This is a genomic window from Flavobacterium hungaricum (assembly GCF_015182285.1).
In the GTDB taxonomy this organism is placed as follows: Bacteria; Bacteroidota; Bacteroidia; order Flavobacteriales; family Flavobacteriaceae; genus Flavobacterium; species Flavobacterium hungaricum.
Genome location: NZ_PRDM01000002.1, coordinates 775,777 through 790,691 on the forward strand (window position 1 = coordinate 775,777; position 14,915 = coordinate 790,691).

The window sequence follows — 14,915 nt, forward strand, 5'->3', positions numbered from 1 at the left end:
AAACGCTTCGTACTTTTTGTAAAAAGTTTACCGAGAAAACTTTTGCAATAAAAAAATCCAATCATTTAAATTTTTCGTATTTCATCATTATGACAAAAATCGTTGCGGTTTTTTGCTCATATGGCATTTCTGTTCCACAAATTCAAGCTGTCTATGACAAACTTTACTCTTAAGGTGACTAAATTTTTTAGTCAAATTTTTTTAATTCTATTTTTACTGTTTTCGTCAGTTAGTGCTTCTGCTCAATTTTATAGCAGACATTATATTGCTCCGGCTCCATGGCAGTATTTTAATGATGCTAATGAAATTGTTATAGCAACAAATTCTGTAAGCAGTGTTACTATTAGTGTATCAAAAAGTGACGGAACTTTAGTAACTAACTTAACGGCGGTTAAAGGTACTCCAGCAGTATACAGATTTGCAGGAACACCAAGTACAACTAAGGCATATGCTTTAAATACGGTTCTAAATGGAGCGGGATTGATTGTAAATGCCAGTGCTCCGATATCAATTAATTTACGAAACGTTGCTTCTGATGCTTTGTCGGGTACTGATGTAGATAAAGATATTAAAGGAAATGCGGCGTTGACCAGTTTTGGAGACGCAGGATTGGGAGTGCGTTTCAGGGTAGGATATTATAGAGACGGTTCCTTAGGGAATTTTGGAAGTTATGGAGATCAGCGTCCTATTTATACTATTTTGGCAACTGCTGATAATACAACAATAAAAATTAACAATGTAGTTACAACCACATTAAACACTGGGCAGAGCTATTTGTTTAAAGCACCAATAGGCAGCTTGGTAGAATCTTCAAATCCGATTGTGATGAATACGTCGGCTGCGATTGATACTCCAGGTGGGTGTGGTGATAGTGCGTACAATCAAATTCCACCCGAAGCGGTTTTAGGAACAGAATATTTTCTAGAAAGAGGAACAGGAAATAGTACAGCAGAACAGACTACTGTCGTAGCGACAAAAGACAACACGGCTGTTACTGTCAAAAGTTATTCTACTAGTGGAGCAGAGATGACTTCAAACACAGTAACTTTAGCTAAGGCGGGAGACTTTTATACTTTTGTGAATGGTTATAATAATACTAATTTCACGGCATCCCGTATTGTTGCAGATAAAAGAGTGGCTGTTTATTCAGGAACAGCGCAAGGTTGTGAGGTTGATATTTCGACCATTGCACCAGTATCGGAATGCGGTGGATCTAATTTTATAGAAACTGCAAAATTTAAGAGCTATAATTCAGGAACGTTAGATTATTTTGGATACATACTTCTAAGAAGTGCCACAGAAACGGTAACTGTAAACGGAAACAATATTGCAAATATATCTGGAGTTTCGGCTCGTTATCAAATAGGTTCAACAGGATGGTATATAATTAACTTTAACAGTGTACAGATAGGAAGTCCAAATTTTCTTTCTATCGCCAGTAATGCTAAATTAACAGTTTCGATTGTACAACAGTCTGGAGGATTCTCAATGGCTGGCTTTTTCTCTAATTTTGCGGCACAGCCAGAAGATCCAACTTTAACCTATATTTCGGCGGGAGGCTGTACCAATAGCAGTGCGACACTTACAACACCATCGGGTTTTTTACCTTATCAATGGTACTATAACGGAACAGCTATCACTGGTGCTAACTCATCAACTTATACTGCAACGAAAACCGGAGCTTATTCGGTATCTTCTACTTTGGCGTGTGGAAGTCAAACTCAGTCAAAACCTGTTAATGTAACTTTATGTACAGATTTAGGAATTACTAAAACGGTAAATATTGCAAGCCCTTGCGTAAATTCAAATGTAGAATTCACAATAACAGCAAGCAATTTAGGAGGCAATAATGCTACTGGGGTTTCTGTAAATGATTTACTGCCGTCTGGTTATACTTATGTAAGTTCAACTGCTTCTACAGGAACTTACAATTCGACAACCGGGGTGTGGAGTATTGGAGATTTAGAACCTGCAGCAGCAGTAACATTAAAAGTTGTTGCAACAGTAAAAGCTACAGGATCATATAACAATACAGCCGCTTTTTCAAGTTCTTTTGTTGATAGTAATGCAGCAAATAATTCGGCTAGTGTTTCTACCACACCAAAAACGTTACCAGCTGCGCTTTCTTTGTCAGGAAGTACAATCTGTCCTCCAGCTTCTGGTGGAACAATTACATCTACAACCTCAGTTAGCGGTGTAAGTTATCAGTTATATAATTCGAGTAACGCTGTAGTACAAACTGCAAAAAGCGGAAATGGTTCTGGACTTACTTGGTCAAATGTTCCAGCAGGAACTGGATATTATGTTGTAGCAACTAATTCAGGTCCGTGTTCTATCACGAGTAATATTGTTTCGGTTGTAACTGATACTCAAAAACCAACAATTACCTGTCCGTCCAATATTAGTAAAACAACAGATGCGAATTCCTGTACGGCTACAGGAGTTGTTTTAGGAACTCCCGTTACAGCAGACAACTGCGGTGTTGCTTCGGTAACTAATAATGCACCGAGCAGTTACCCGATTGGAGTTACAACGGTTACTTGGACAGTTACAGATAATTCTGGAAATACTGCAACTTGTACTCAGACTGTAACAATCACAGATACTCAGAAACCGACGATTACTTGTCCGTCAAATATTAGTAAAACAACAGATGCCAATTCGTGTATCGCTACAGGAGTTGTTTTAGGAACGCCTGTTACAGCAGACAACTGCGGTGTCGCTTCGGTAACCAATAATGCGCCGAGCACTTATCCGATTGGAGTTACAACGGTTACTTGGACAGTAACGGATAATTCTGGAAATACCCAGACATGCACACAAACAGTAACAATTACAGATACTCAGAAACCGACGATTACTTGTCCGTCCAATATTAGCAAAACAACAGATGCCAATTCGTGTACCGCTACAGGAGTTGTTTTAGGGACACCTGTTACGGCAGACAACTGCGGTGTTGCTTCGGTAAACAATAATGCGCCGAGCAGTTACCCGATTGGAGTTACAACGGTTACTTGGACAGTAACGGATAATTCTGGAAATACCCAGACATGCACACAAACAGTAACAATTACAGATACTCAGAAACCGACGATTACTTGTCCGTCAAATGTCAGCAAAACAACAGATGCCAATTCGTGTACCGCTACAGGAGTTGTTTTAGGAACGCCTATCACAGCAGACAACTGCGGCGTTGCTTCGGTAACCAACAATGCACCGAGCACTTATCCGATTGGAGTTACAACGGTTACTTGGACAGTAACGGATAATTCTGGAAATACCCAGACATGCACACAAACAGTAACAATTACAGATACTCAAAAACCGACAATTAGCTGTCCTTCTAATATTACTAAAACAACAGATGCCAATTCGTGTACCGCTACAGGAGTTGTTTTAGGAACACCTGTTACAGCAGACAACTGCGGTGTTGCTTCGGTAACCAATAATGCGCCGAGCAGTTACCCGATTGGAGTTACAACGGTTACTTGGACAGTAACGGATAATTCTGGAAATACTGCAACTTGTACTCAGACTGTAACAATTGTAGGCCCGATTAAAGCAGAAAATGATTCTGTTTCTTCATTTAATGGTATTGAAGGAGGAATAGCTATTGTAAGTGTTTTAGATAATGATTTTCTAAATTGCAGCAAAGTTTCTAATAATGATATAAATCTTTCATTGTCAACAACTCTTCCTTCAGCATTAAATTTTAATACCACAACAGGAGCAGTTTCAGTTAATCCAGGAACACCAACAGGTACTTATACATTTAATTATTCAATATGTGAAAAAGCTAATACAGCTAACTGTAGTACAGCAGTGGTAACTATTGAAGTAGTAAACGACTTAATAGCTAATGCAGACAATTCTTTTGGAACAAAAACATCAGGAGCTTCGGAAGTAAATGTAGGGAATGTAACAAACAATGATACTTTAAATGGAGTAATTGTTACAACTTCAAATACTGATGTTACTCCTATTATTAAAGGGCCGTTAAGTATTGATGCCGATGGTAAACTTACTCTTGCAGCTAATACTTCATCAGGAACTTATACTATTACCTATGAAATATGTGAAACAGGCGCGAATCCTTCAAACTGTAAAACTGCGACAGCAACAGTCGAAGTCAAAAATATAATTAAAGCTAACGTTGACACCATCACAGCGATCAACGGAAATATCGGAGGTACAACAATATCATTGACTGCCAACGATACTTTAAACGGAAATCCTTTCACAGTAGGGAATGGAGCAGGTCAGGTAACCTTTACTTTAATCAGCACCCTTCCGGCAGGATTGACATTAAATGCAGACAGAACCATTACTGTGGCACCGAATACACCGGCAGGAAACTATGATGTAGAATACAGAATCTGTGATAATAATAATTCAGGAAACTGCGACACAGTAATTTCCACAGTTCCGGTAACAGCGGGTATTTTGGTTGCCAATGCAGATCCGGTTCCATCGGTTACAGGTTCAAATGCTTCTCAGACTTTAGGCACAAACGTTTTTACAAACGACACTAAAAACGGAACAGCATTAAATCCGTCAGACGTAAATCTGACTGTTACAACAGCAGATCCAAAAGGATATTTAAGTTTAGATCCAAACGGAAATGTAGTTTTAGGGGCTAATGCACCGGCAGGAACTTACGAATTAACGTATACCATCTGTGAGAAATTAAATCCTTCAAACTGCAGTTCGAACACGGTAACTGTTACAGTAACAGCGCCGGTTATCGACGCGGTTGTGGACACCATCACAGCGATCAACGGAAATATCGGCGGCACAACAATATCCTTAACTGCCAATGATACTTTAAACGGAAATCCTTTTACAGTTGGAAATGGAGCAGGTCAGGTAACCTTTACTTTAATCAGCACCCTTCCGGCAGGATTAACATTAAATGCAGACAGAACCATTACTGTGGCACCGAATACACCGGCAGGAAACTATGATGTAGAATACAGAATCTGCGATAATAACAACCTTTCAAACTGTGACACGGTAACTTCAACAGTTCCGGTAACAGCGGGTATTTTGGTTGCCAATGCAGATCCGGTTCCATCGATTACAGGTTCAAATGCTTCTCAGACTTTAGGCACAAACGTTTTTACAAACGACACTAAAAACGGAACAGCATTAAATCCGTCAGATGTAAATCTGACTGTTACCACAGCAGATCCAAAAGGATTTTTGAGTTTAGATTCAAACGGAAATGTAGTTTTAGGGGCTAATGCACCGGCAGGAACTTATGAATTAACGTATACCATCTGTGAGAAATTAAATCCTTCAAACTGCAGTTCAAACACGGTAACTGTTACAGTAACAGCGCCGGTTATTGACGCGGTTGTGGACACCATCACAGCTATCAACGGAAATATCGGCGGCACAACAATATCCTTAACTGCCAATGATACTTTAAACGGAAATCCTTTTACAGTTGGAAATGGAGCAGGTCAGGTAACCTTTACTTTAATCAGCACCCTTCCAGCAGGATTAACATTAAATGCAGACAGAACCATTACTGTGGCACCGAATACCCCTGCAGGAAACTACGATGTAGAATACAGAATCTGTGAAAATAATAATTCAGGAAATTGTGATATGGTAATTTCAGTTGTGGTTGTTAATGCAGGAACATTGGTAGCGAATGAAGATGTTGTAACAACAGCAGTTGGTATTAATACACCTCAAACGTTTATTAATATTTTTACAAATGACACAAAAAATGGACAGCCTTTAGTTCCTTCAGATGTAAATCTGACCGTTACAACAGCAGATCCAAAAGGATATTTAAGTTTAGATTCAAACGGAAATGTAGTTTTAGGAGCTAATGCACCGGCAGGAACTTACGAATTAACGTATACCATCTGCGAGAAATTAAATTCTTCAAACTGCAGTTCGAACAATGTAAAAGTAACGGTTACAGAACCAAAAATGACGGTAACTGCAGCTAGTTATTGTGCAAACAATCTTCCATATGTTAATTACAGTGTTACGCCGGATAATTTTACAACAGCCAATTTACTAACCATAAATTGGATTGACAGCGCTAACAATGTTGTAGCGACTCAGACTAATTTACCTTTAAGCGGTACTATTTTATGGCCTGGCGCAGCAGTTGACGGAAACGGAAATGGAACAGACTGGCCAGGATGGGTTTTAAATAACGGACAATGGACAGAAGGTGATGACGGATTTGAATTGACAAGACCTGCAGTTACAATGCAATTTGTATTGAACCCAACAGTAAATGTTTCGGTGTCTTATCCAGATTCTCAAACAGGATGTAATGCACGTCCGCCATTCTCGATCAAAGCCAATGATGATTACGCTGGACCGCTTGATGCGAAAAAAAATGTGAATGCAATGCTTAACATTTTTACAAACGACATTTTGAACGGAATAAAACCAAGCTTAACAGATATCGTTTTAATGACTGTAGTTTCAAATCCAAATTTGACTTTAAATGCTGATGGATCTATTAGTGTTTTACCAAATACAGCAAATGGAGAATATAAATTAACATATCAAATTTGTGAAGCATTAAATACATCAAATTGCAGTCAGGCAGTTGTTACCGTTTTAGTAGTAAATAGTGCAGATCCTGTTGCAACACCTCAATTAACTTTAACAAATGATACCAATAACAGTGTTGACGGAATCAACGGTTCGATAGAATTTGTAAATGTTTTAGAAAATGACCTGCTTAACGGACAGCCGATTAATCCTGCTGACGTTACTGTTTCGCCTGTAACGATCAATCCTAATTTTGAATGGAATGCAGACGGAACCGTAAATGTAAGACCAAATACAGCGGGAGGAAATTATGCCTTAACATATCAAGTTTGCGAAAAAGGAAGTACAACAAATTGTGCCACAGCGGTTTTAAATGTTTTTGTAGAAGTTCCTGCAATTGCAGTGATTAAAACAGCAGTATTTAATGACGAAAATCAAAGCGGTTATGCAAATGCGGGCGAGACCATTACGTACCAATTCACAGTAACCAATACAGGAAATGTTCCATTAACCAATATTACAATAACAGATCCATTAACTGGAGTTGTAGTTTCTGGACAGCCAATCAGCCTTGCTGTAAACGAATCTAACACTACAAATTTTTCTGCTCTTTATAAGATAACGCAGGAAGATATTAATCGAGGAAACGTAAGCAACCAAGCAAGTGTTAAAGGTCAGAGTCAAAGAGGAGTTGTGGTAGAAGATCAGTCAGACGACAGCAGTAACAATGGCGACAATCCAACTGTTTTAGACCTAAACGGATGTATAATTAAAGTATTCAATGCTTTCTCTCCAAACGGGGATGCTAAAAATGCAAGGTTCTATATTCAAGGTTTAGAATGTTATCCTAATAATACAGTTGAGATTTATAACCGTTGGGGAGTTTTGGTTTTCAGTATAGATAAGTACAACAATCAAGATCGTGTTTTTGTTGGATATTCTGACGGACGATCAACGGTTAAACAATCAGAAGGACTTCCGGTTGGAACTTATTTCTACATCTTGAAATACAAAGACAGCGATTCTAAACCACACGAAAAATCAGGATACTTATACATTAATAAATAAAATAAATTTCGGCTTAGTTCCGGCTAAGCCGTTTTTTTAAAACTCAATAAATGAAAAAATTAATTTTAATTTTTATGTTTTTTTCAGTTGTGTGCTCGGCTCAGCAAGATGCTCAGTTTACACAATACATGTACAATACAATAGAAATCAATCCTGCTTATGCTGGTTCTAGAGGTGTTTTGAGTGTCTTTGGTTTATATCGTACACAATGGGTTGGGCTGGATGGTGCTCCAAAAACAGGAACTTTTTCGGTAAATACACCGCTTAACAATAATAAATTGGGACTTGGGGTTTCTTTGGTAAGTGATAAAATCGGACCAACAAATGAAAATACATTGTCAGCAGATTTTTCGTATACAGTACCAACATCAGAAAATTTTAAATTGTCTTTCGGAATAAAAGGAACAGCCAACATGTTTAATCTTGATGTCAATAAGCTGAGTTACGAAGATCAGGATGATCCTCAATTTCAGGATTTAAAAAATAAATTTTCTCCAAACATCGGAGCGGGAATTTATTACCATTCCGATCGTGCGTATATTGGTTTGTCGGTTCCAAACTTTATAGAAACCAATCGTTACGATGATAATGATACAGCAATTTTTAAAGAAAAAATCAACTATTATTTAATTGCAGGATATGTATTCAATCTGGATCGTTTAGAATACGTTAAATTCAAACCCGCTTTGATGACCAAAATGGTAGAAGGAGCGCCTTTGCAGGTCGATGTATCAGGAAATTTTATGTTCAACGATAAATTTGTTCTCGGGCTTGCTTATCGCTGGAGTGCTTCTGTAAGCGCAATGGCAGGATTTCAAATTACCGACGGATTGTATGTAGGCTACGGTTACGATCATGAAACGACACAATTAAGAAAATACAATTCAGGTTCGCACGAAGTTTTCTTAAGATTTGAGTTTTTAAATAATTACAATAAAATGATATCTCCAAGATTCTTTTAATAAAACCTATGGAAGTAAAAAAAATAAGTCTGGTCTTTTTGTTATGGAGTATTTTTTCGACAGTAAGTGCTCAAAATCCTTTTACAAATTTAAGTATAAAAGATGCCGACAAAAAGTATGAAGAATATGCCTATGCAGATGCCATAAAAGCATACGAAAGTTTAGTAAATGCTTCAAAAAACGACGAGAAAATAATACAGCGGCTGGCCAATTCCTATTATTTTAACGGAGATTTGACAGGAGCTTTAAAATGGTACGAGGAACTTTTTAAGATTAATGAAAATCTCGATACAGAATCTTTGTACCGTTATGCACAATGTTTAAAATCGGCAGGAAATTACCGCAAAGCAGATGAAGTTTTGCAGAAATTCAATCAAAAAGCAGTCTTAGAAAAAAGAGCCGATTTGATTCGAAACGATAAAAATTATTTAGAAGAAATCAAAGAAAATTCTGGGCGATACGAAATTGCAGATGCCGGAATAAACTCTAATCTTTCAGATTACGGAAGTGTTGTTATCAACAATAAGATCATTTTTAGTTCTGCGAGAGATACTGGCGGTATTGCAAGAGCCAATTTTAAATGGACCAATACGTCGTTTTCTAAATTATATGCAGCAGATTTAAAACCAGACGGAAGCGTTGGAAAACCAGTGCCTTTTGAAAAAAAGAAAAACGAAAAATTCAATGTTTCAACACCAGTTTTTACTAAAGACGGCAGAACAATGTATTTTACCCGAAATAATTTTACAGACGGTAAAAGAGGAAAAAATGATAAAAATGTAACGCTTTTAAAATTGTACAAAGCAGAGCTTATTGATGCAGAATGGACCAATGTAAAAGAACTTCCGTTTAACAGCGATCAATACAGTACCGCACATCCGGCGTTAAGTACAGATGAAAAAACATTGTATTTTGCATCAGACATGCCGGGAACTTTAGGACAGTCTGATATTTATAAAGTTACAATAAACACCAACGGAAGCTTTGGAACACCAGAAAACCTAGGACCTTCAATTAATACAGAAGGTCGAGAAACATTTCCGTTTATTTCTGCTGAAAACGAATTGTATTTTGCTTCTGACGGACGTCCAGGTCTAGGCGGATTGGATATTTTTGTTACCAGAATTAAAGGTGAAAATGTTTTTGATGAAGTCCTAAATCTTGGCGAGCCTGTAAACAGTAAACAAGACGATTTTGCTTTTACAATTGATACTAAAAACAGAAACGGTTTCTTTTCTTCGAACAGAGAAAATGGTCACGGCCTGGATGATATTTATCGATTTACCGAAACAAAAAGATTGTATTGCGAACAAAATTTATCTGGAAAAATAATAGACGAAGAAACAAAAGAAGTTCTGGCCAACACCTCATTGACTTTATTTAATGATAAATTTGATCCCATAGCAACAATACTTTCAAATGAAACTGGAAACTATATTTTTCCAAATATAAAATGCGGTAAAAAATACACCATTAGAACATCCAAAACAGATTACAATGCAAAAGAAGTTTCGATAAATCTTAAAAAAGAAAACGGAGACACTTCGCTGCCCATTTCGTTAAACAAAGTATTCAAACCTCTTGCAACAAAAGCAATAGAAATTAAAAAAATCGCCATTAGTCCCGTAAAATTGGGATCAATAAAAGTGGGTACAGATTTAGCAAAATTATTAAATCTGCCAATGAACTTTTTTGATTTAGGAAAAGCCACAATCAAAAAGACATCAGAACCGCAATTGCAGAAAGTGGTCGATCTTTTAAACCAATATCCAACCGTTAAATTAGATATTCGTTCGCATACCGACAGCCGTTCATCAGCAGAGAGTAACCAGATTCTTTCAGAAAAAAGAGCGCAGTCAACAAAAAGCTGGCTCGTATCTAAAGGAATAGACGAAAGCCGATTGACAGCAAAAGGTTATGGAGAAACCAGATTGGTAAACAAATGCGCCGACGGAGTGCAGTGTACCGAAAAACAACACATGCAGAACAGACGAAGCGAGTTTATTATTACGACTTTGTAATAATTAAAATATTCATTAAAAGGGTTGTCTAAAAAACAACCCTTTTTTTTGTCTATGAATATGCCGCCCCGCTGGGGCTCAAATTTTGCAGATATTTCCTCATTTTCTATAAATATTTCATCCCTCTGGGATTTTCTGCATATAGCTCTGTAAGAGCGAAATATTTATAGAATAGAAATGAAATACAGTAAAAAGCTCCAGTGGAGCCAAAGGTCGGTAGCTGTACAAGCGAAATATTTATAGAACAGAAATGAAATACATTAAAAAAGCTCCAGCGGAGCTAAAGGTCGGTAGCTGGAAAAGAGGATTTATAGAACAAATATAGACACCGATGAATAGCTCCAGCGGAGCTAAAGGTTGGTAGCTGTACGAGCGAAATATTTATAGAACAGAAATGAAATACATTAAAAAAGCTCCAGCGGAGCCAAAGGTCGGTAGCTGTACGAGCGAAATATTTATAGAACAGAAATGAAATACATTAAAAAAGCTCCAGCGGAGCTAAAGGTCGGTAGCCGAAAGAGCGAAATATTGATAGATAAAATATGCAACAAGAAAGAAAGCTCGGGCCGAGCGATATGTTTTTAAACCTAGACATTTCTATAAAAGTTAAAAAACCTATTTTTTCATAAAAAAGCCATTTAAAAGTTCCTCTCTATTAGAAGATTTTTTTAGAAACAGAAAATATGCTGTATAATGTTTAAAATGAATTGGTTATGATTTTAAAAATACATATTCCCAGTACAGCGTATCTTTTTTTATTATAACTTTATAAATCTAAAATTTTTCGGATATGACTGTAAATCAAATACTAAACACAAAAGGGAGAAATGTGTTTTCGGTACTTTCAACAACAACGGTTTATGAAGCATTGAAAGTAATGGGAGAAAAAAACATTGGTGCAATCCTCGTAATAGATGGAAATGACCTTAAAGGAATATTGTCTGAAAGAGATTATGCAAGAAAAATTGTTTTAAAAGATAAGTCATCCAAAGAAACTTTTGTGCATGAAATTATGGAAAGCAATGTCTTTTCGGTCAGTTTAAGTAATAATATCGAAGACTGCATGGAATTAATGAGCTCAAAAAGAATCAGGCATCTGCCGGTTATAGAAGGAGGAACCGTCGTCGGAATCATCTCAATCAGCGATGTAGTTAAGGCAATTATCGAAATTCAGAAAGACACCATTCATCATTTAAATTCTTATATTTCACAATAAAAGAAATTCAAAAAATACGTTTTTCATAATAGTCCAAGGTATATTGGACTATTTTTTTGAATTATTCGGAATGTATTTTAAGAAAAGAAAACTCTAAAAAGGTGCCTTTTTAAAACAAGACTTATATCTTTGTAAGCTAGAATAAAAGCTAAAAATAATGAACAAAGAGAGTAAAAGAAGAGAAGCGTTACTGTATCATTCAGAACCGACTCCAGGAAAAATTCAGGTAGTTCCAACAAAAAAATACGCAACCCAGAGAGATTTATCATTGGCCTATTCGCCGGGAGTTGCAGAACCTTGTTTAGCAATTGCAGAAAACATTGATGATGTTTATAAATATACTGCAAAAGGAAATTTAGTTGCTGTAATCTCAAATGGTACAGCAGTTTTAGGTCTGGGAGATATAGGACCAGAAGCTGGAAAACCAGTTATGGAAGGAAAAGGTTTGTTGTTCAAAATTTTCTCTGACATCGATGTTTTTGATATCGAAGTAGATACCAAAAATGTTGAAGAATTTATTCAGACCGTTAAAAATATTGCTCCAACCTTTGGAGGAATCAATTTAGAAGATATTAAAGCTCCAGAATCTTTTGAAATCGAAAGAAGATTAGTAGAAGAATTGGATATTCCGGTAATGCACGATGATCAGCACGGAACGGCAATTATTTCTTCTGCCGCTTTGATCAATGCATTAGAATTGGCAGGAAAAAAAGCCGAAGATGTAAAAATGGTAGTTTCGGGAGCAGGTTCGGCTGCAATCGCTTGTACCGATTTATATGTTTCATTAGGTGTAAAAGTAGAGAACATTTTAATGTACAACAGTAAAGGACTTTTAACAAAAGACAATCCTTCACTTTCAGAATTACAATTAAAATATGCTTTTGACGGCGCTAAAATAGAATTAACAGAAGCAGTAAAAGGAGCAGACGTTTTCATCGGATTGTCTTCTGGAGATATTTTATCACCAGCAATGTTGTTAACAATGGCAGACAGCCCAATTGTTTTTGCAATGGCAAATCCAAATCCAGAAATTGATTATAATCTTGCCGTAGAAACAAGAAAAGACGTTATTATGGCTACGGGACGTTCTGATTTTCCTAATCAGGTAAATAACGTTCTTGGTTTTCCATATATTTTTAGAGGAGCTCTAGATGTAAGAGCAACAAAAATTAACGAAGCTATGAAAATGGCAGCTGTAAAAGCGTTGGCTATTTTAGCAAAGGAACCAGTTCCAGAGCAGGTAAATGTAGCGTATGGAGCAACAAAATTAGGTTTCGGACAAGAATATATTATTCCAAAACCATTTGATCCTCGTTTGATTACTGTTGTTGCACCGGCAGTAGCAAAAGCAGCAATGGAATCTGGAGTAGCGAAAAACCCAATTACAGACTGGGCAGCGTATGAAGATGTGCTTCGCGAGCGTATGGGGAATGACAATAAAATGGTACGTTTGATTACAAATCGTGCAAAATCAAACCCTAAACGAATTGTTTTTGCTGAGGCAGATCATTTAAATGTATTAAAAGCAGCACAAATTGTTTATGAAGACGGAATTGGTTTCCCAATTTTGTTAGGTAATAAAGAAGTAATTTTAGAACTAAAAGCAGAATTAGGTTTTGATGCAGATCTTGAAATCATTGATCCAAAAACAGACGAAGAAGCAGAAAGACGCAATCGATTTGCAAATTCATTCTGGGAAACAAGAGAGCGAAGAGGAGTTTCAAAATTAGATGCAGAAAAATTCATGCGCGAAAGAAATTATTTCGCTGCCATGATGGTCAATGAAGGAGAAGCAGATGCTGTTGTTACAGGACATTCAAGAAGTTATCCATCTGTGGTAAAACCAATGATGCAGTTGATTCCAAAAGCACAAAATGCCTCTTTAATTGCAACGGCCAACATGATGATGACTTCACGTGGTCCGATGTTCTTGTCAGATACTGCGATCAATATTAATCCATCTGCACAAGATTTGGTAAATATTGCAATTATGACGGCAAAAACAGCAAAAATGTTTGGAGTTGAGCCAGTTATCGCAATGATTTCTTTTTCAAATTTTGGATCATCGTCAAGCGAAAGTGCCTCAAAAGTGAGAGAAGCTGTAGCATACCTGCATAAAAATCATCCAGAAATGATTGTTGACGGAGAAATTCAAGCAGATTTTGCTTTAAATCCAGAAATGCTTGAAGAAAAATTCCCTTTCTCAAAATTAGCTGGTAAAAAAGTAAACACTTTGATTTTCCCTAACTTAGAGTCTGCAAATATTACGTATAAATTATTGAAAGAATTATACAAAGTAAACTCTATCGGACCGATCATGATGGGTATGGGCAAACCAGTTCACATTTTCCAATTAGGAGCTAGTGTAGAAGAGATGGTAAACATGGCCGCAATTGCAGTTATTGATGCTCAAGAAAAAGAAATCAAAAAAATTAAACAAGCACAATAGTCTTATAGAATAGGATTGAGATAAAATTGTGGTAATTTTATTGCATTTTTGTTATATTTGACGCGAATATTTTATAGTTATGATAGCACATTTGCAGGGAAAACTAGTTGAAAAAAATCCTACAGAAGTAGTGATTGATTGTGGGGGTGTTGGTTATCAGGTAAATATATCGTTGCACACCTTCTCGTTAATCCCAAATTCTGAAAATATAAAATTGTATACGCATCTTCAAATAAAAGAAGATGCGCATACTTTATATGGTTTTGCAGAGAAATCAGAAAGAGAAATCTTTAGAATGCTGCTTTCTGTTTCGGGTATCGGTGCAGGAATAGCGCGCACGATGCTTTCTTCGATAGAACCAAAACAAATTATTAATGCAATAGCTTCTGGAGATGTTGCCGTAATCCAGTCTATAAAGGGGATCGGGAACAAAACAGCACAGAGAGTTATATTGGATTTAAAAGAAAAAGTTCTTAAATTATACGATTTAGACGAAGTTTCCGTTGTACAGAACAATAGAAATAGAGATGAGGCGTTATCTGCTTTAGAAGTTTTAGGATTTGTTCGTAAAGCTTCTGAAAAAGTAGTCGAAAAAATCGTAAAAGATGATCCCGAGGCTACTGTTGAAACCATTATCAAAAGGGCTTTAAAAAACTTATAAATTCATTTTA

The 14,915-nt window shown here is 36.6% G+C and carries 6 protein-coding genes; all 6 read left to right on the forward strand.

Features of this window, described 5'->3' with window-relative positions; translation table 11 throughout:
* Window positions 1-153 precede the first annotated feature (153 nt).
* The 6 genes from C4F50_RS11110 to ruvA all read left to right on the forward strand — a co-directional run bounded on the left by C4F50_RS11110 (window position 154) and on the right by ruvA (window position 14,905).
* A complete protein-coding gene (locus C4F50_RS11110) occupies window positions 154-7,596 on the forward strand; it encodes an HYR domain-containing protein (protein WP_194138727.1) in 7,443 nt (2,480 codons plus the stop codon).
* A gap of 50 nt (window positions 7,597-7,646) precedes the next feature.
* Window positions 7,647-8,558, forward strand: coding sequence for a PorP/SprF family type IX secretion system membrane protein (locus C4F50_RS11115; RefSeq protein WP_194138728.1), 912 nt, complete (start codon window positions 7,647-7,649; stop codon window positions 8,556-8,558).
* An 8-nt stretch (window positions 8,559-8,566) separates the two neighbouring features.
* On the forward strand, window positions 8,567-10,579 hold the full coding sequence (locus C4F50_RS11120) for an OmpA family protein (protein ID WP_194138729.1): 2,013 nt from the start codon (window positions 8,567-8,569) through the stop codon (window positions 10,577-10,579).
* Window positions 10,580-11,369: 790 nt separating this feature from the next.
* Window positions 11,370-11,795, forward strand: coding sequence for a CBS domain-containing protein (locus C4F50_RS11125; RefSeq protein ID WP_194138730.1), 426 nt, complete (start codon window positions 11,370-11,372; stop codon window positions 11,793-11,795).
* Between the two features lie 157 nt (window positions 11,796-11,952).
* Window positions 11,953-14,244, forward strand: coding sequence for an NADP-dependent malic enzyme (locus C4F50_RS11130; protein ID WP_194138731.1), 2,292 nt, complete (start codon window positions 11,953-11,955; stop codon window positions 14,242-14,244).
* Window positions 14,245-14,323: 79 nt separating this feature from the next.
* Entirely contained in the window at window positions 14,324-14,905 is a 582-nt protein-coding gene (ruvA, locus tag C4F50_RS11135) for a Holliday junction branch migration protein RuvA (protein WP_194138732.1), read from the forward strand.
* Window positions 14,906-14,915 lie beyond the last annotated feature (10 nt).

What these genes read in the sequence shown, in the direction of transcription:
- C4F50_RS11110 (WP_194138727.1), top strand. Translation starts at nt 154, where the DNA reads ATGACAAACTTTACTCTTAAGGTGACTAAATTTTTTAGTCAAATTTTT.
- C4F50_RS11125 (WP_194138730.1), top strand. Translation starts at nt 11,370, where the DNA reads ATGACTGTAAATCAAATACTAAACACAAAAGGGAGAAATGTGTTTTCG.
- ruvA (WP_194138732.1), top strand. Translation starts at nt 14,324, where the DNA reads ATGATAGCACATTTGCAGGGAAAACTAGTTGAAAAAAATCCTACAGAA.
- C4F50_RS11130 (WP_194138731.1), top strand. Translation starts at nt 11,953, where the DNA reads ATGAACAAAGAGAGTAAAAGAAGAGAAGCGTTACTGTATCATTCAGAA.
- C4F50_RS11120 (WP_194138729.1), top strand. Translation starts at nt 8,567, where the DNA reads ATGGAAGTAAAAAAAATAAGTCTGGTCTTTTTGTTATGGAGTATTTTT.
- C4F50_RS11115 (WP_194138728.1), top strand. Translation starts at nt 7,647, where the DNA reads ATGAAAAAATTAATTTTAATTTTTATGTTTTTTTCAGTTGTGTGCTCG.